17 protein-coding genes are annotated in these 16,743 nt (G+C 60.0%); 3 read left to right on the top strand and 14 right to left on the bottom strand.

From position 1 onward, the window contains the following. Positions 1 to 104 precede the first annotated feature (104 nt). The 12 genes from EDC30_RS14660 to EDC30_RS14605 all read right to left on the bottom strand — a co-directional run bounded on the left by EDC30_RS14660 (position 105) and on the right by EDC30_RS14605 (position 11,316). Positions 105 to 821, bottom strand: coding sequence for an ABC transporter ATP-binding protein (locus tag EDC30_RS14660; RefSeq protein ID WP_132259597.1), 717 nt, complete (start codon positions 819 to 821; stop codon positions 105 to 107). A 40-nt stretch (positions 822 to 861) separates the two neighbouring features. Beyond that, positions 862 to 1,611 carry an ABC transporter ATP-binding protein gene (locus EDC30_RS14655; RefSeq protein WP_132259596.1) on the bottom strand — a complete coding sequence of 250 codons (750 nt, stop codon included), beginning with the start codon at positions 1,609 to 1,611 and terminating at the stop codon, positions 862 to 864. Further along, the gene (locus EDC30_RS14650; RefSeq protein ID WP_132259595.1) at positions 1,608 to 2,597 is read right to left on the bottom strand and encodes a branched-chain amino acid ABC transporter permease; all 990 of its coding nucleotides are present in this window, start codon (positions 2,595 to 2,597) and stop codon (positions 1,608 to 1,610) included. The genes EDC30_RS14655 and EDC30_RS14650 overlap by 4 nt, the downstream gene beginning before the upstream one ends. A gap of 8 nt (positions 2,598 to 2,605) precedes the next feature. Continuing rightward, a complete protein-coding gene (locus tag EDC30_RS14645) occupies positions 2,606 to 3,526 on the bottom strand; it encodes a branched-chain amino acid ABC transporter permease (RefSeq protein WP_132259594.1) in 921 nt (306 codons plus the stop codon). A gap of 77 nt (positions 3,527 to 3,603) precedes the next feature. Next, a complete protein-coding gene (locus EDC30_RS14640; RefSeq protein ID WP_132259593.1) occupies positions 3,604 to 4,764 on the bottom strand; it encodes an ABC transporter substrate-binding protein in 1,161 nt (386 codons plus the stop codon). Between the two features lie 270 nt (positions 4,765 to 5,034). After that, complete coding sequence (locus tag EDC30_RS14635; protein WP_207907291.1) at positions 5,035 to 5,937, bottom strand: hypothetical protein; 903 nt, start codon at positions 5,935 to 5,937, stop codon at positions 5,035 to 5,037. Between the two features lie 27 nt (positions 5,938 to 5,964). Further along, positions 5,965 to 6,993 (bottom strand): extracellular catalytic domain type 1 short-chain-length polyhydroxyalkanoate depolymerase, encoded by a 1,029-nt coding sequence (locus tag EDC30_RS14630; protein ID WP_207907290.1) that lies wholly within the window; start codon positions 6,991 to 6,993, stop codon positions 5,965 to 5,967. A gap of 183 nt (positions 6,994 to 7,176) precedes the next feature. Further along, the gene (locus EDC30_RS19620) at positions 7,177 to 7,332 is read right to left on the bottom strand and encodes a hypothetical protein (RefSeq protein ID WP_207907289.1); all 156 of its coding nucleotides are present in this window, start codon (positions 7,330 to 7,332) and stop codon (positions 7,177 to 7,179) included. Positions 7,333 to 7,528: 196 nt separating this feature from the next. Beyond that, positions 7,529 to 9,577, bottom strand: a complete 2,049-nt coding sequence (locus tag EDC30_RS14620; protein WP_132259592.1) for a UvrD-helicase domain-containing protein — start codon at positions 9,575 to 9,577, stop codon at positions 7,529 to 7,531. Between the two features lie 114 nt (positions 9,578 to 9,691). Next, the gene (locus tag EDC30_RS14615; protein WP_132259591.1) at positions 9,692 to 10,282 is read right to left on the bottom strand and encodes a uracil-DNA glycosylase family protein; all 591 of its coding nucleotides are present in this window, start codon (positions 10,280 to 10,282) and stop codon (positions 9,692 to 9,694) included. Positions 10,283 to 10,311: 29 nt separating this feature from the next. Continuing rightward, positions 10,312 to 10,731 (bottom strand): cupin domain-containing protein, encoded by a 420-nt coding sequence (locus EDC30_RS14610; RefSeq protein WP_132259590.1) that lies wholly within the window; start codon positions 10,729 to 10,731, stop codon positions 10,312 to 10,314. A 138-nt stretch (positions 10,732 to 10,869) separates the two neighbouring features. After that, entirely contained in the window at positions 10,870 to 11,316 is a 447-nt protein-coding gene (locus EDC30_RS14605; RefSeq protein WP_132259589.1) for a hypothetical protein, read from the bottom strand. A gap of 223 nt (positions 11,317 to 11,539) precedes the next feature. Between EDC30_RS14605 and EDC30_RS14600 the strand changes: the two genes are divergently transcribed. After that, positions 11,540 to 13,477 carry a WG repeat-containing protein gene (locus tag EDC30_RS14600; protein WP_132259588.1) on the top strand — a complete coding sequence of 646 codons (1,938 nt, stop codon included), beginning with the start codon at positions 11,540 to 11,542 and terminating at the stop codon, positions 13,475 to 13,477. Here the strand turns inward: EDC30_RS14600 and EDC30_RS14595 are convergent. Next, positions 13,465 to 13,911: a CAP domain-containing protein gene (locus EDC30_RS14595; protein ID WP_207907288.1), complete on the bottom strand. Its 447-nt coding sequence runs from the start codon at positions 13,909 to 13,911 to the stop codon at positions 13,465 to 13,467. The two genes, EDC30_RS14600 and EDC30_RS14595, sit on opposite strands and share 13 nt — an antisense overlap. Before the next feature lie 31 nt (positions 13,912 to 13,942). On the opposite strand from EDC30_RS14595, the gene EDC30_RS19515 reads away from it, so the two are divergent. Together EDC30_RS19515 and EDC30_RS14590 are read left to right on the top strand one after the other, a co-directional pair. Next, positions 13,943 to 14,149, top strand: coding sequence for a hypothetical protein (locus EDC30_RS19515; protein WP_165973834.1), 207 nt, complete (start codon positions 13,943 to 13,945; stop codon positions 14,147 to 14,149). A gap of 335 nt (positions 14,150 to 14,484) precedes the next feature. Continuing rightward, positions 14,485 to 14,967 carry an SRPBCC family protein gene (locus tag EDC30_RS14590; RefSeq protein WP_132259587.1) on the top strand — a complete coding sequence of 161 codons (483 nt, stop codon included), beginning with the start codon at positions 14,485 to 14,487 and terminating at the stop codon, positions 14,965 to 14,967. A 121-nt stretch (positions 14,968 to 15,088) separates the two neighbouring features. Here the strand turns inward: EDC30_RS14590 and EDC30_RS19810 are convergent, their stop codons facing one another. Continuing rightward, on the bottom strand, positions 15,089 to 16,738 hold the full coding sequence (locus tag EDC30_RS19810) for a YsnF/AvaK domain-containing protein (protein WP_243656801.1): 1,650 nt from the start codon (positions 16,736 to 16,738) through the stop codon (positions 15,089 to 15,091). Positions 16,739 to 16,743: the final 5 nt, after the last annotated feature.

Here is a 16,743-nt window from a genome sequence, read left to right as displayed (position 1 = left end):
CCTGGCCTTCCTTGGCAAGTTCGACGTGCTGGTGATGGAAGCCGACGAGGAGCGCATGATGGCCCGCCGCCGCCTCGGGTTCCTGTGCTTCCTTCCGCCGGAATTCAGACGCCAAGGTAGCGCGTCCACAGCGCACGGTCCGCGTCCAGCTCGGCGGAGGTGCCGTGCCAGGCGACGCGGCCGCGCTCGAGGATGAAGTGCCGGTCGGCCAGCCGCACCAGCTTTTCGACATACTTGTCGACCACCAGGGTGGTCTGACCTTCGGCCTTGAGGCGCTCCAGGCACTGCCAGATCTCGGCGCGGATCACCGGCGCCAGGCCCTCGGTGGCTTCATCGAGGATCAGCAGGCGCGGATTGGTGGAAAGCGCGCGGCCGATGGCGAGCATCTGCTGCTCGCCGCCGGAAAGCTGGTTGCCGAGATGGTTGGCACGTTCCTTCAGGCGCGGGAACAAGCCGTAGATGCGCTCAAGCGTCCACGGATCGCGACGACCGTTGCGGTTATCGGCAAAGGCCACCAGGTGCTCGCGCACGGTCAGGTTGGGAAAGCATTGCCGCCCTTCCGGCACGATCGCCATACCCAGGCGCGCAATCGCATCGGCCGGCAAACCGTGAATATCCTTGCCGCCGAAGCGCACCGTGCCGCTGCGCGGGCGCAAGCCGCCGATCAGGCTCTTGATGGTGGTGCTCTTGCCCATGCCATTACGGCCGAGCAGGCCCACCACCTCGCCGGCAGCGATGTCGAAATCCAGTCCGAACAATACCTGGCTGGCGCCGTAACCGGCTTCCAGGCCGCGGCAGCTCAGCAAAACTTCCCGCGTCATGGCCGGCCTCCCTGCGAGATGATGATGGATGAATGCATGCTCATGCATGTTCCTCCGTGCCCAGATACACCGACTGCACTTCCGGATGCGCCTTGACATGGGCGGCGTCGCCCGAGGTCAGCACGCGGCCGGCAACCAGCACCGAGATGCGGTCGGCCAGCTGGAACACCGCATCCATGTCATGCTCGATCAGCAGGATGGCCGTGCGCTCACGCAGGCGGTTAATCAGCGCCACCATCTGCAGCGAATCTTCCGGCCCCATGCCGGCCATCGGCTCGTCGAGCAGCAGCAGCTTGGGACGCGCCGCCAGCGCCAGCGCGACATCCAGCTTGCGCTGGGCGCCGTGCGGCAGCGTGCCGGCGACACGGTCGAGCGCGTCGCCCAGGCCGACGGTTTCGGCCAGCTCATGAGCGACGGCAAGCAGCGCGGCTTCCCTGTCGCGCTGCCCGAGACAATGAAAGCTGGAGCCGGCATGGGCCTGCGCCGCCAGCAGCAGGTTGTCGCGCACGGTATCGCGGGCAAACACGCTGGTGACCTGGAAACAGCGCGACAGGCCGGCACGCACGCGCCAGTGCGGCGGCAGGCCGGTGAGATCGACGCCGTCCAGCGCCAGCTTGCCGGCGTCGGGCGCCAGCATGCCGGAGATCAGGTTCACCAGGGTCGACTTGCCGGCGCCGTTGGGGCCGATCAGGGCATGGATTTCGCCGGGCTCGACGGTGAGGTCGACGCCGCCGGTGGCGAGCAGCCCGCCGAAGCGTTTCACCAGCCCGCTGGCTACAAACAGGCTCATCGCGCTTTCCCCTTTCCGGCAAAGAGCGCGGCCACGCCGCGCGGCGCACAGAACACGATCAGCAACAGCAGCAGCCCCATCGGCCAGTGCCAGTACTCCGTGTAGAACTTGAGCACTTCTGCCAACACCATCCAGATGACCACGCCGAGCGGCGCGCCCCAGCGGCGGCCGGCGCCGCCCAGCACCACCATCACCAGCAGCGTGGCTGATTCGGTCCAGTGCATCATCGAGGGGCTGACGAAATTGTTATGGCTGGCCAGCATCGCGCCTGCCAGTCCGGCCACGGCGCCGGCGCCGGTGAAGGCTGCCAGCTTCAGGCGATACACCGGATAGCCCAGCGCCATCATGCGCGTCTCGTTGTCGCGGATGCCCGTGAGCGCATGGCCGAAGCGCGATACCTGCAACCGGCTGGCAAAGGCAAAGGTCAGCGCGGCGGCGGCCAGCACGATCCAGTAAAAGATATCGGCATGCAAGGCATCGAGCGCGGCGCCGAAGGACAGCGGCGTGTAGATGCCATAGCCGTCGTCGCCGCCCCAGGTATTGAGCGACACCGCCAGGTAATACAGCATCTGCGCGAAGGCCAGGGTAATCATCAGGAAGTACACGCCGCGCGTGCGCAGCGAAACGGCGCCGATCATCGCCGCGAACAGGGCGCTAACGGCAAAGGCCGCCGCCCATGCGCCCCATGCGGAGGCAAAGCCGGCATCGACCAGCGCCACCACCGTGTAGGCGCCGACGCCGACGAAACCGGCATGGCCGAGCGCGACCATGCCGCCGTAGCCGAGGATGACATTCAGGCTGGCGGCGGCGATCACCATGATCAGCAGCCGCCGCACGAAGCCGACGTAGTATTCGAGACCGAAATGCGGCGCCAGCAACGGAAAAACCGCCAGCGCCAGCAGCAGCGCCCACGGCAGCAGCTTGGCGCCAATGTGGCGGGCGGTCGGCGCGGCGGCGGAAATCGCAAGGTCTTTGGTCTGGTCCATGGCCATCCTCATCCGCGCGCGGGAAACAATCCCGCCGGTTTCAGCGCCAGCACCAGCGCCATCAGCACGTACATGGAAATGCCGGCCAAGGCCGGGCCGAGGTCGGCCGCCAGCGAAGGCGGCAGGATCGCGCGCAGCAATAGCGGCAAAAAAGCGCGGCCGGCGGTGTCCACCATACCGACCAGCAAGGCGGCGACGAAGGCGCCGCGCACCGAACCGATGCCGCCGATGACGATGACCACCAGCGCCGGGATCAGGATCTGCTCGCCCATGCCGATCTGCACCGCGCTGATCGGCCCCATCAAGGCACCGGCGAGCGCAGCCAGCCCGGCGCCCAGCGCAAACACGAAGGAAAATACGCGTCCCACCCGCACGCCCATGTGCTCGGCCATGACGCGGTTGGAGGCGCCGGCGCGCACCAGCATGCCGATGCGGGTATGGCTGACCAGCAGATAAAGGCCGAGCGCCACCACGAAACCGACGCCCAGCAGCATCAGGCGATAGGCCGGATAAGGCAGGCCGTCGAACAGCTGCACCGGACCGGCCAGCGCAGCGGGAGTCGGCGCCAGGATCGGCGACGGCCCCCAGATCATCTTGACGACATCGTCGGCGATAAAAATGATGCCGAAAGTGGCCAGCACCTGGGCCAGATGGTCACGGCGATAAATGCGGCGAAACACCAGCACCTCCAGCAGCGCTGCGACCAGGATGGTCGCCAGCACCGCGATGGCGACGGCGCCGATGAAGGAGCCGCTGGCCTCATGTACCTTGGCGGCGATATACGCGCCGGCCATGTACAGCGACCCGTGGGCAAGGTTCATGGTGTCCATGATGCCGAACACCAGGGTCAGGCCGGCGGCAAGCAGGAACAGCATCAGGCCAAAACCAAGGCCGTTGAGCAGCTGCTCGAAGATGAAAATGGCGTCCATCGGAGTGAGGGTACCGGATGCGGGAAAAACCAGACACGGAGGGCGGCGGCCGCCCTCCGCTTACTGCGGCAAAAGAATCAGCGGGTGCATTCCCCGACGTAGGCGTCCTGGTGCTTTTCCAGCACGGTGCCGACCAGCTTGTTGGCGAGCTTGCCGGAGGCATCCTTGTCCACCACGCGCAGGTAATAGTTCTGCACCGGGTAATGGTTGACGCCATAGGCAAATTCGCCGCGCACCGACTTGAAGCTCGGCTTGGCCAGCGCCTTCACCAGCGCTTCGCGGTTATCCGTCTTGCCGCCGGCGTCGCGCACCGCCGCATCCATCGCCATGATGGAATCGTACGCCATGGCGGCATACACGGACGGCGTGCGGCCGTCGTATTTCTTGCGGAAGGCGCTGACGAATTCCTTGTTGGCCGGCACCGGCAGGTCGTGCGCCCAGTGCGCGGTATTAAGCAGGCCGAGCATCGGCTCGCCGACCGCCTGGATAACGTCCTGGTCAGCCGAGAAGCCGGGAGCGATCAGGGGGATTTCTTTCAAGCCGCCGCCGACATACTGCTTGATGAAGTTGATGCCCATCGCGCCGGGCAGGAAGAAGAACACGGCATCCGGCTTGAGGGCGCGGATGCGGGCGATCTCGGCGGCGTAATCGATCTGGCCGACCTTGGTATAGATCTCATCCTTCAGCGCGCCCTTGTACAGGCGCTTGAAGCCGTTCAGGTGGTCCTTGCCGGCCGGGTAGTTCGGTGCAATCAGCACGACATTCTTGTAACCCTTTTCGTTGGCGATCTTGCCGGCAGCCTCGTCATAGGTGTCGTTCTGGTACTGGCCGAAGAAGTACGGGTTGCACTGCTTGCCGGCGTACTGGCTGGGGCCGGGATTGCTGGAGATGAAAGGCACCTTGGCGGCGAACAGCGCGGGGCCGACTGCCAGCGCGGCATTGGACGGGATCGGCCCGGTGAAGAAGGTGATCTTGTCGCGCTGCAGGTAACGGTTCACCAGCTCGGTGGCCTGCTGCGGATTGCCGGCGTAATCGGCCTGCAGGAATTCCGCCGGCTGGCCGCCGAGCTTGCCGCCGAGTTTTTCGATCGCCAGGTTGAAGCCGTCGCGCGCTTCGGTGCCGAGCGCGGAAAAGGGACCGGAAATATCGAGCGCGATGCCGACCTTGATCGGCTCGGCATAGGCGCCGATCGCGCTGCCCATCGCCACGGCGAAGATGGCGGATTTTATTCTTTTCATGAATTCTCCTGAATTCGGGTTGCTGAAGTTGCGGTTGACTGAACGAATAAAGGCGAATGGGGCCTGGCAGCAGGGGCCCACGCCGGAAGACTGGCCGCGATGGCGGCTGCAGGTGTCGCGCAGTTTTTCAGGATATTACTTGAATATGGTGCATGCTGGCGAGAACTAGCCGGCGGCGGTACTACATTCAGGTACTACATCATGCAGCACCGGCCGTTTTGCTGGCTCCCCGCTTGACGTGCGCAAAGCCGATTCGCTTTGCCCGGCACATCAGGCAGCCGGCAGGGCCCAGGCTTGCTCGCCATAGATATCGTCGAAGTGCGGCACCCCGACGGTTTCAACGCCGACGGCTCGCAGAAAATAAAGCTTGCCCTCGTTTTTTTCATTCGCGGAATGCACATACCAGGCCGGCTTGCGCCGTTCCGGAAACACCCGATAGTACTTGGCGCGCTCAATCAGCAGCCAGCGCAAAAACACTTCGTTTTCGCTCAGTCCCAGCCCGAAAATCAGCAAGGGCTTATGAAAGACGATTTGCAGCCAGGTGGAAGCGCCCACCCAGGCATTGATATCGGCGCCGGAAAACAAGCGTATCGTTCCGCGATATAACAAGGCCCGCGCCCGCTCCACTGCCCCCATGTAATGGGTCAGGCCGAGCCGGATGCTTTGGCGGTAGCATTGCATGCCATTGATATGCCAGACGCCAAAGCCCTTGCAGGGATCGTCGATGGTTTTCAAGCCGTAATAGCGCTCCCACGGATAGTAGGCGGTGAACCTGGGATTGCGCACGCGCTGCAGCGTGCACCCCAAGGCATTGCCGAGAGTGTTTTCGAAATTGGTCGTCAGTACCGGCACGTCATGGCGATGCGCCCATTGCATGACCCTTTTGTGCTGGGCTTGCGGCTGCCAGCTCGCCAGCAGCTCGCAAAATTGCGCCTGCAAACTCGACTTGCCTTTACCTAGCGTGGAAGACAATTCCAGCACATCATAGAACTCGGTCAGCGACATGCCGCTCGGCAACGCGGCGTGCGCCGGGTCCAGCAGCTTTTGCGCCAATGTCGACAACAAGCCATCCCAGGAACTGGCCGCCGCCTCCGCGCCATAGCGATTGATGCCATTACCTATCAATAATGCCAGATCCTGACACTGCGCCTTAAGAATGTCTTTCAAACTCATTGGGAAATTTGCCTTGTATGGGTTTGATTATCGCCGCGAGAAAAATTCCCACATCACGTCATTGGCGGAAATTGCCTGAGAGGCTGGCTCGCCGCGCGTTTGCGAAGCGCCCGGCCAGGAGTGGCCACCGGTTTGCGTGACGCATAACTCGACCTCTGTCCTGCTCCGACATGATGCATAGACTTCGCAATACGCGCCGGCAGTCTCCAATACCCTTTTCGGTGGCGCCGAACAGCCATTCAATTTTGCCCACTTCGACACCGTATCGCCTACCGAGGTAAAGTCAGTCACGGCCTGCTCATTCGGCACACCCGGCCCGGCACCGCCATCGAACAAGACATGCGTATCGTTTTTGGCATGGATATGCAAGATCGAGACCGGCGTCTTCGGATTGCAGCTCACTGTGTTGTCGGTACCGGCCACGGCGGCGATGGCCCTGAACACATCCGGCATTTCACAGGCCAGCCGGTATGCCATCATGCCGCCGTTGGACATGCCGGTGGCATAGATGCGTTTGCGGTCGACATGGACCTGCTGCGAGACACGCGCGACCACTTGGCGGATGAAACCGACGTCATCGACCTGATTATCCCGCGCTGCGCCGCAGCACTTCCCCGCATTCCAGGTTGCGAGTTTTCCGCTTTTCATCCTGCTGTACCCGTTCGGAAAAACCACGATGAACCCTTCCTGCTCCGATTTCGTGATCAAACCGTAGCGATGGTCGTCCGCCTGGAAATCCATGCTGCCACCGCCACCATGCAAGGCTACCAGCAAAGGCATGGAGGTTGCGGGCGTATAACCGGCCGGCACGTGCACGAGATACTGGCGCGTCAAGCCATCATGCTCGATGGTGTAGCGATAGTCGCCCGGCCGCACGATGGCGCCGTCGGGCTGGGAGGACTCGGAAGCGGATGCTTGCTGGTGTCGTTGCATCCAGCGCTCTTTCAGCCGCTGCCTGATCGGCCCATCCTGCGCCGATGCCGCTACCGGCAAAGTGGCAAGGCTGCAGGCAAGCAGCGCGTATGCGAAGAAATCACGGACAGCAGTGCGTTTCATAATCAGCCTCCCCAAGCGAATGACCGGCCGTGGACATTGGCCGGCTCAAGCCTCAAACCGGTACTCGCGCCTGATTTCCGCAACCTGCACGAGGTAAGACTCGTACCATTTTTCGCGCCCGAGCTGCTGTGCGAGAAGATGGTCCGTGTGCGCTTTCCATTGCCGGATGCTGGCCTCGTCCGGTCAGTAAGAAATCGCGACTTCGGCATTGCCTTCGCTCACCGATACAAAGTCCAGGCAGCCAAACGATGTCAGTGCCGTTTCGCGCAACATCGCGGCAACCCGGATATATTCATCATCGATTGCGCCAATCTTTGCCCGGAAAATGACGGCGTACATAAGCGATATGCATTGAGTGTAGTGAATGGCGGTAAACCCGCCCCACAGATTTACCGTCTGATACGGAAGTTACAATTGCAATAATTCTGATTCAAGCCTATTGAACGGCAAGCCGCCAGCGGACTGGAGCATAGCGTCTCAAACATGCCGGCGCCATCCCATGAATATGGGAAGCGGAAGGAAAAAGCGATGAAGGCTATGCCGCCTTCGGTTTCTGCAGCAAGGCCTTCAGATTCGCCAGCCGGTCCTGCGGCGTCAGCACTTCCTCTTCCGTCGGCACGGCATCGCCCTCGTCCAGGCGCATCTCGGCAATAAAGCGCGACATGTCGCAACTGACCGTTTCGCGCGCACGCTTTCTGCGCTTGCACCAGCTGATCGTCAAGGAGCGCTGCGCCCGCGTAATGCCCACGTACATCAGCCGGCGCTCTTCTTCGATGCGCGCCGCCAGCGTGTCGATCGGCGCATCGGGGTCGCCCTTGTGCGGCAGGATGCCCTCTTCCACGCCCACCAGGAACACATGGGGATATTCCAAGCCCTTGGAAGCATGCAGTGTCGACATGCGCACCGCATCCGGTTCTTCATCTTTGCCGTCCAGCATGCTCATCAATGCAACCATCTGCGTCAGTTCCAGCAGGCTCTTTTCCGCGTCCGTCCCATCCCTGCCGCCCTTGGCCTTGTCCTTGAGCCAGTCGGTGAAGTCGAGCACGTTTTGCCACTTGCTCTGCGCCGCGCGATCGTCGAAGTTATCGTACAGGTAAGCTTCGTAATTAATCTCCTTCATCATGTCGTCCAGCAGCTCGGCGGCATTCTCGCCGCGCTTGGAGGCGCGTGCCTCGACCTGGTTGATGAAGTTGCAGAATTCGCGCAGCGGGTGCAGCTGGCGATCGGCCAGCTTGGCTTCGATACCGCCCTTGAAGACCGCCTCGAACAGCGAACATTGCCACTGGCCGGCAAACGCGCCCAACGCTTCCAGCGTCGACTGGCCGACGCCGCGCTTGGGCGTGGTGACGGCGCGGATGAAGGCCGGATCGTCATCGCCATTGGCGATCAAACGCAGGTAGCTGATGATATCCTTGATTTCGGCGCGGTCGAAAAAACTCTGGCCGCCGGAAATCGTGTAGGGAATGCGCTCTTTTCGTAACGCCTGCTCGATCACGCGCGCCTGGTGGTTGCCACGATACAGAATCGCGTAATCGGAAAACTTGGCACGCCGCTCGAACTTATGCGCCGACAGCATGATCGCCACTTGCTCAGCTTCATGCTCGTCATCGTTCATCGCCATGACCTTGATCGGGTCGCCCAAGCCATGTTCCGACCAAAGCGACTTTTCGAACAGCTTGGGATTGTTGCCGATGACCGCATTGGCTGCCTGCAGGATGCGCGTGGTGGAGCGGTAATTTTGCTCCAGCTTGATGATTTTCAGGTCCGGAAAATCCACCTGCAGGGTTTTCAGGTTTTCGATGGTCGCGCCGCGCCAGGCATAAATTGCCTGATCATCGTCACCCACCGCGGTAAACAAGGGTTTCTTGCCGATCCCTGTCACTAACAGCTTCACCAGTTCATATTGGCAGGTATTCGTATCCTGGTATTCATCCACCAACAGGTAGCGCAGCTTCCTTTGCCAGCGGTCGCGCACGGCTTCGCTATTGCGGAACAGTTCCACCGGCAGGCGAATCAGGTCATCGAAGTCCACCGCCTGGTAAGCGGCCAGCGTGGCGACGTAACTGCGGTAGATGCGCGCCGCCTGCGCCTCTTCTTCAGTGACCGCGCTTTTCAGGGCAACCTCGGGGTCGATCAAGCCATTTTTCCACAGCGAGATCGCCGTCTGGATGCGCCGCACTTCCTGCTTGTCGGTCGTGAACGCCATATCCTGCACCAGCGAAAAACAGTCATCGCTATCCATGATGGAAAAGCGATCCTTCAATCCCAGTTCCTTGGCTTCACGGCGCAGGATATTGACGCCGAGCGAATGGAACGTCGAGACGGTCAATTGCTTGGCTTGGCGCGGCTCCTTCAACATCTTCGCCAGGCGTTCCTGCATTTCGGTGGCGGCTTTGTTGGTAAAGGTCAGCGCGGCGATGTTGCGCGGATCGTAGCCGCATTCCTCGATCAGGCGCGTGATCTTTTGCGTGATCACGCGGGTCTTGCCGGAACCGGCGCCAGCCAGCACCAGGCAAGGGCCATCCATGTAGTTGACCGCTTCGCGCTGCGGCGCGTTCATACCAAACGTCGGGGATTGTGACATGCGAAAAACCGGAAGGACGACAAGCGCAACATTGTAGCAGTGCACAGGCGGCATCACGGTTGCCGCACGGCTTTAAATACCGCGAAGTCGCCAGTCAGGCATACATTCCTGACATCATTCAGCAAGGGCAGCGTGCACTTGCTGGCGCAGCGCCGGCACCACCTGCTCCTCGAACCAGGGATTGCGGGTTAACCAAAGCCGGTTGCGCGGACTCGGATGCGGCAATGGAAAATATTGCGGCAAAAACTCGGCGTAATGCGCCACCGTTTCCGTCAGCGTGCTCCTTTTGGACAGGGATAGATAGTGGCGTTGCGCGTAACTGCCGATCAGCAGCGTCAGGCGGATGTGCGGCATGAGCGCCAGCAAGCGGGCATGCCAGGCTGGGGCGCATTCGCGACGCGGCGGCAAATCGCCGCTTTTTCCGGTGCCCGGATAGCAAAATCCCATCGGCATGATGGCAATCCGGCTGGCATCGTAAAACTCGTCTGGCGACATGTCCAGCCAGGTGCGCAATTGCGCGCCGGAGGCATCGTTCCAGGGAATCCCGGTTTCATGCACCTTGCGGCCCGGCGCCTGACCGATGATCAAGAGGCGTGCCGTGCCGCTCATCTGCACTACCGGCCGCGGTCCATGCGGCAGGTGATCGGCGCATATTCGGCAATCTTCGATTTCCCGGTGAATCGGGATGCGGGCGTAAGCGGCCATGCCGCTACTTTACCGCATCCCTTCAGGGCTTACTTGACCGGGGCAGCGAACGGCTTGTCCTTTTCGACGATATATACGGCCAGCACCTTGACGGGCGAGGTGCCGCTGGCCTTGGCATTGTGGGTCTGCCCGGCTTCGATGAAATAGGTGTCGCCGGGTTTTAATGTCCTGGCCGGTTTGCCATCGGCTTCCAGCACCAGCTCGCCTTCGAGAACGTAACCCATTTCCTCGCCCGGATGCGTATGCTTGCCGGTTTCAAGGCCGGAGACGATTTCCGCATGCCCCATGACCGCATCGCGCCCCTGCACCGACAATTCATGCTTCAGCAACACGGTGCGCTTGATGCCGCTTTGCTGCGCATACAGTGCGCCCATGCCGAAAGCACCGAGCAGGATACCGGTAGAAAGAGTGATGCACGTCCTGAGCAAAGTTTTTGTCGTCTTTTGCATGCGAATCTCCTTGAATTGTTGTTGTGCCGTCAATATTGGCGGCTGGTTATCAAACCAAATTCCTGAACATTATTCAAGTTCCCCAGCTCAACAAAAAAGCCGGCATTGGCCGGCCTGTTCATCTTGGAAACGGAGAACTCATCCGCGCTGCTTGATGCGGACCGAAGCCGTTGCCGGACCGTCGATGCGCAAGGCGGCGGCGCGCACCAGGCGCAGCGGAGCCGGCTCTTCCTGCCGCAGGTTCAGATTGGCACGGACCCAGCGCTTGTGTTGCTCCTTCCATTCACGCAACAGCTCAGCCGGATAATGCGCACCCTTGTTTCTGCTGGTGAGCTCGGCGCATTTACTGCACAAGAAGATGGCGTTATCGATCGCCTTGCGCTGATTGCTGCTCATGCCGGCAAGGTAGCGCGGTCCGCCTTCGGGACCGCAGATCGCCACGGCGCGTCCGCGATAGCTCACTCGTTCGGCGTCATCGCCAACCAGGCTCAATGTCAGGCAACGACAATCCGGATTGGCACAGACATAGGCTGCACGGTGCGCCAAAGTGGATTTGACGGATTTGGAAAATTCAATTGCTGTCATGTTATGCCCAAGAAGTATGTCCCTATTCCGCAAATGGTCATGGGTAGAAAACAACGTTGCGGAAGTTTCAATCAATGACTTGATTCTCTGCAGAGCTTCAGCAGGCATTGCTGATTACTATGCGAAAAGGAAAAACTGCCTGGTACAAATCTTAATGCGCACCACGCTGGTGCACATCCCATAAATATGGGAGAAAACGTAAAAAAATTTACATGATCACCCTATGGAAAAGTTAGCGTCGGTAAGCGCCAGCGTAGCTGCTACTGCGCACGAAGTCTTGCTTGATCTGGGCATTGCCTTATTATTGGGTAACACTTGGGAAACGGTTTTCAATGATTCCCGCTGGACTTGGCGGTCCTTGTATATCGCCTATACCCACGATAAGCTCGGCACTCCGGATCAAGTGCACGGAGTATTCTTCGAACAAGACGAAGCTGAAAACCTGATTGAGGAGATCACGCGCGAACATCTGCGCAACCAACCGGGCGAGCAACCCTTTTACAAATATAAAGTTGCGAACTGGCCGCTTGGGGCCTTAGCGATCCGCGATGCACGCGATAGCTTTCACCGCAGTGTCGTAAGTCATCTAGTAAAACGGATCAAACAAGCGCTACAGCAATCAGGCCAGTTGCCTGCCGGCGTAGCCGTAGTCACCGTCACGCCAGCCAACGCGCGTCATACGCCACCGCTTCCTGCCTACATCGATCAATCCGGCGACAGGATCGTGTTATGGGAAGACTTTGAGGGCCTGACCGGGCGTGAAGATACGATCAATTTCCGCACCCGCAGCAATCCCCCTTTATGCGGCTTGATGAATAGTGCCGGGGAAATCCTGATTCCAGCCGCTTTCCATAAAATTGCGCCATTGCGCGAAGGCTTGGCGGTCGTTATGCTGCGCGGCAAATATGGCTATGTCGATGCTGGCGGCAACGTCATCACGCCGATCCAATACGAGGAAGCACTCGATTGCTGCCAAGGCTTGTTGCTCGTGAAAAGCGGCGGGCTGTGGGGCGCGCTCGACCGCAATGGCCAGAAAGTGATTGCGCCACGCTATACCATGCTCAGGCATGACAGCGGCAATGGCGCATTACGCGCCACGCTCGATGGCCGACATGCTTATTTATCGCTATCCGGCCAGTTGCTGGTCGGCTTTTCTGCCCGGCCGCTTTCTTTGGTCAAACAAGCGTTTCTCCGCGACAGAGCGGCGTTTATTGCCAGGAAAAACAAGGGCGAAAGCTTGCGCCTGGCTGGCGACACAACCGGAGACGCGGGAGCGGCCGCCTCCAAAGTGTTGGTGGATGTGCTTGGCCAGTCATGCACTCCGCACGGCTTTGCCTCGATTACCTATGGCGGCCATGACGAGGGCATGCTTTGTGCCAGTACACCACATGGCAAGGAATTTCGTCATGGCTATATCAGCCAGCATGGCCAGGTACTCGTCGACTTCCGCTTCGCTGCCGCCGAAAGCTTTTCAGAAGGGCTGGCGGCTGTCACCGACCCTGCCGACCCGCAACTGTACGGGTATATCGACCGGCGCGGGGACTGGGTCATTAGCCCACGTTTCGACTATGCCGGCGAATTCCGGCACGGGCTTGCTGCGGCAAGTGCCCGGGATATATCTGAGCCGCGTAAAGAATGGCGCCGGATTGCCCGGAAATTGCTGCGGAAGGCGCCCGTGGGGAACGAGAACCAGCGCACGCAAGTGCAACAGGAATTCGCGCGCAAGTATGGCTACATTGACCGTAAAGGCGAGTGGGCAATCACCCCGCGATTTTTGGAAGCCAAGCCGTTCAGCGAAGGCCTGGCATCGGTGCGCACGGAAAACGGCTGGGAATATATCGATGTCTGCGGCATAGCGATTACTTCTGATTATTACCAGGAAGCCGGTCCATTCAAGCGTGGCGTCGCCCGTGTCGGGCGGCGCGTCGATGGCTCGATCCGCTATGGCCTCATCGATTGCAGCGGGCGGGAAATCATCCCGCCACGCTATGACAGGCTGTCATATCCGCAGCAGGGTTTGATCACGGCGCGGGATGAGTTCGGCCTCTGGGGCTGTATCACCCTTTACGGCAACGTCGTCATCCCTTTCATTTACCGCGAAATTCCTGACCTGCAGGTGGCGCTGGCTGCACGCAGCCAAACCCTTCATCACCTCGGCTGAGCCAGGTCCATCGTCCAGTAATATCGATAGCTAGACGCATCGTTGCGCACGCACGCCACGCCGACTTCCGTAAAATTCTGGTTCATCAGATTGGCGCAGTGGCCCGGGCTATTCACCCATGCCGTCATGACCTGATCGACCGTGGTCTGGCCGGCGGCAATGTTTTCGCCGGCCGCGCGCCAGTTGTAACCGGCATTGGTCATGCGCTGGCTGAATGTGCGGCCATCCAGGCTGGTGTGCGAGAAGTAGTTCTTGGCAGCCATATCAGCCGAGTGCCCTGCCGCGGCATTGGACAACTTGTCGTTCCATTTCAGCGGCGGCGCGGCGGCATAGGTGAGCGAACCGCAGGCGCGTGCGGTGGCACGGATTTGGTTGATACGGTTGATCAGCTCTTGCTGGAAATTGGCGAGGCCGCATGTCTGCGCGGCGGGCAAGCCCGCACTCGGTGCGAGAGTCGTGGTCGAGGTGGATGCCAGCGTTGTCGTGGTGGCCAGACTTGACGAAGTCGTGGTGGTGGCCAGCCTGGTGGTGGTCGTGCTTGCCCTCGTCGTTGTGCTACTGGCTTTCGTGGTGGTCGTACTGGCTTTTGTCGTCGTGGTGCTGGCCTTCGTCGTGGTGGTCGACCAGTTCCGGTTAAACAAGCGGGAAAAATCCGCAAAGCTCCAAGCGTAGGCTTGGCCGGCAGTCGTTGCGCACAATGCTCCTAGCAGTGCTAGAGCACAAGTATTACGTCTCAATTGAGTCTCCCTGGACAATTTTGGCTGATGACGCCCGCCAGGACGGCAGGCGTAAGTTTTTCTGGGACGCGCCGACGGCTGCGTGCCTGAAACATTGACATTTCCAGTTGCCAACAAGTTCCATGAAGCAACTACTTATTTCCAGCCCCAGGGTACGCCGACTGGCTGATTTGCTATGCTGTTTTCTTCAGCTATCGCTTGTTCAGCCTTGCCTGTTAAGCTCACGTTCCTGAGTGTCCATTCTTTTTTAATTTAGCTTCTGCTTGTCTGATGAAATTCCACCACCTTATTGAAATTAACGATCGGTTGAATCCCTTGGCTGATTTTTTGACACGTGAACAACTCTGGCACGGGCTCGTGTTGCGTGCGGAAGCGCCGAATCTCTTCATGGCTCACCTCGATCAGTGCACCATCCTGGAAAAAACCGCCACGGGCCTGACGCGTGAACTACGTTACGGCACCGTGATCATTCGCGATCACGTCACGTTTACGCCGCAACAGGAAGTCTTGTACGAAGTGCCGGCACAAGGCGAAATTGCCGCTTCGCGCATGACCATGCGGATCGAAGAACCGCAGCCGGATGCCTTTTTCGTCCGCTTCGATTATGAAGAAGGCTCGCCTGAAACCGCAGGGACGATGGATGATTTTTATAATGAATTTCGCCGCTCGGCATATTATGAAGCGGATCTCGATACCATCAGCACGATTCGCCAGCTGGCTGCGGAAGGCAGGCTTGACCGGCTGCCAAGCTGAGTCGCGGCAGACTTTTCTTGGTAATTGCGCTACCTGACATGCAAGCATGAAAAACGAGGCAATCCGGGGAGCGGATTGCCTCGTTCACGATCACGTATGCGCTGACTTATTGCGAGGCAGTCTAGCGCGTTGCCTTTTCCCAGCCATAGCGCACGGCATTCTTGGCTTTTTCCCAAGGCGTCGCCGCGCCGTAACGGGACTCCCAGTCCGCATGCACGTCTTCCTCGGATTCATCCCAGTTATGGCCGCGGAAGCGTTCGTCTGCCGCCACCGTGGAACCATAGCGATAGGCCGGTTCATAATCTTCAAACCTGTCCGAGGTATCGGTATAGGCGGAACTGAAGTGTTGGCGAAACTCATCGTCGTTGAGGAAATTCCTGCCGGAAGTATCCCGGTCGGTCCCGCTCAACTGTTCCACTTCCACGTCGGTACGCCGGACCTTGTCATGGATTTCCTGGGTGCGGTCACTAGCTTCCTTGCTGACCACGACTTCCTCGACGATGCGAGCGGTTTTGCCGATCACGGCTTCTTCCGCGGTTTCACGCAATTCGAAGGAAGATTCCTTCAGCCCGCTCAAATCGGCTTCGCTGGCCGGCCGGTCGACGGAATGGCGTTCGACATGCACATGCTCTTCATGCAGGCGGACAGATTGATCGACCGGCGTTTCCTTGACGCGCTGATAGACACGCACGCCGCCACGTTGCACTTCCCGTTTGCCGACCTGGAGCTCTTCCTGAATGACGGGAATGGTGCGGGAGTCCGGCGACGTGCCGGCAGCGGTCATATGACGTTGCGACAGGGTGGTGTCGGCATCGGACAAGCGTGTCGCCGCCGGCTCGCTGACTGTCCTGTCTGGCATGTCTGACGACGTCGACGCAAAGTTGGCACCGGTAGTGGTCGTGGTATCTGATGCACTGGAAGTCATCGGCGTCGAGAAGTCGGCGCGAGTGCGATCATCTTCCATCATGTCATCGGTGTGAAGCGTTTCCGATGGCATGGTATCGGCGCGGGCGGTACCGTAATCGGTCGTGGTGTCGCTACCCGCCATGCTGCCGGTGCTGCCGGCCGCGGTCATACCGGCCGACGTGGTGGTGGCATCACTATCCGTTGTCGCCCTGTACGTCTCGTTATCCGTGCTCGGCGTGGTATCCCGCACACTGTAGGTCGGATTGGCGGAGACAGTTTCATCGGCGCGCGAAGTATCGGCGATGGTAGCGTCGGAGGCATTCGTGGCCGCCCCCATGCTGGCGGCGCCTGCTGCGGCTGCGCCCATCGACGGCGAGGTGGAATAATGGCGGCGTTCATCCTCGATCTCGGAATCGTTCAGCGCCGGCGCCGTTTCATCGTAGCGCGACCAGCCACGGCTGCGCCATCCGGCGGCGCGCTCGTCGATATCGATGGGACTGAACTTGTTCATGACCTGCGTCGCCTGGACTCGCTCCTCGTCGCTATCGGTATGGACCGTTACCAGGTAATGGCCGCGGCGCACGGCTTCGGCATAGACATCCGCATGTTCCTGGTATTCATCGTTGCCGCTGAACAGATTATGAAAAAAGTGGCGGATACCGGCGCCGAACGATTGATCGCTGCTATCCTCGCCTGGCGTGCTCGTCGTGCCGGCCGAACTCAACGTCGACTGGCGTGAATCCGATGATTCATCCGATGGGGAAAGCTGCAGATCGCCGCGGTCGAACCCGCAGGAAAGTAGTTCATCGTAAGCTCCGCGAGCCTCGCTGAACCTGTCATACACACCTACCAGAGTGTTAGCCATGATGA

The organism is Paucimonas lemoignei (genome assembly GCF_004342585.1).
Classification (GTDB): Bacteria; Pseudomonadota; Gammaproteobacteria; order Burkholderiales; family Burkholderiaceae_D; genus Paucimonas; species Paucimonas lemoignei.
Note: the sequence above shows the minus strand (reverse complement) of the source record. Positions and strands in the feature narration are given on the sequence as shown.

Excerpts from the sequence above, each read along its gene's own strand:
- EDC30_RS14645 (WP_132259594.1), bottom strand. The coding sequence starts at position 3,526 with ATGGACGCCATTTTCATCTTCGAGCAGCTGCTCAACGGCCTTGGTTTT.
- EDC30_RS19810 (WP_243656801.1), bottom strand. The coding sequence starts at position 16,738 with ATGGCTAACACTCTGGTAGGTGTGTATGACAGGTTCAGCGAGGCTCGC.
- EDC30_RS14660 (WP_132259597.1), bottom strand. The coding sequence starts at position 821 with ATGACGCGGGAAGTTTTGCTGAGCTGCCGCGGCCTGGAAGCCGGTTAC.
- EDC30_RS14655 (WP_132259596.1), bottom strand. The coding sequence starts at position 1,611 with ATGAGCCTGTTTGTAGCCAGCGGGCTGGTGAAACGCTTCGGCGGGCTG.
- EDC30_RS14650 (WP_132259595.1), bottom strand. The coding sequence starts at position 2,597 with ATGGACCAGACCAAAGACCTTGCGATTTCCGCCGCCGCGCCGACCGCC.
- EDC30_RS14590 (WP_132259587.1), top strand. The coding sequence starts at position 14,485 with ATGAAATTCCACCACCTTATTGAAATTAACGATCGGTTGAATCCCTTG.
- EDC30_RS14620 (WP_132259592.1), bottom strand. The coding sequence starts at position 9,577 with ATGTCACAATCCCCGACGTTTGGTATGAACGCGCCGCAGCGCGAAGCG.
- EDC30_RS14640 (WP_132259593.1), bottom strand. The coding sequence starts at position 4,764 with ATGAAAAGAATAAAATCCGCCATCTTCGCCGTGGCGATGGGCAGCGCG.
- EDC30_RS14600 (WP_132259588.1), top strand. The coding sequence starts at position 11,540 with ATGGAAAAGTTAGCGTCGGTAAGCGCCAGCGTAGCTGCTACTGCGCAC.
- EDC30_RS19620 (WP_207907289.1), bottom strand. The coding sequence starts at position 7,332 with ATGTACGCCGTCATTTTCCGGGCAAAGATTGGCGCAATCGATGATGAA.
- EDC30_RS14605 (WP_132259589.1), bottom strand. The coding sequence starts at position 11,316 with ATGACAGCAATTGAATTTTCCAAATCCGTCAAATCCACTTTGGCGCAC.
- EDC30_RS14635 (WP_207907291.1), bottom strand. The coding sequence starts at position 5,937 with ATGAGTTTGAAAGACATTCTTAAGGCGCAGTGTCAGGATCTGGCATTA.
- EDC30_RS14630 (WP_207907290.1), bottom strand. The coding sequence starts at position 6,993 with ATGAAACGCACTGCTGTCCGTGATTTCTTCGCATACGCGCTGCTTGCC.
- EDC30_RS14610 (WP_132259590.1), bottom strand. The coding sequence starts at position 10,731 with ATGCAAAAGACGACAAAAACTTTGCTCAGGACGTGCATCACTCTTTCT.
- EDC30_RS14615 (WP_132259591.1), bottom strand. The coding sequence starts at position 10,282 with ATGGCCGCTTACGCCCGCATCCCGATTCACCGGGAAATCGAAGATTGC.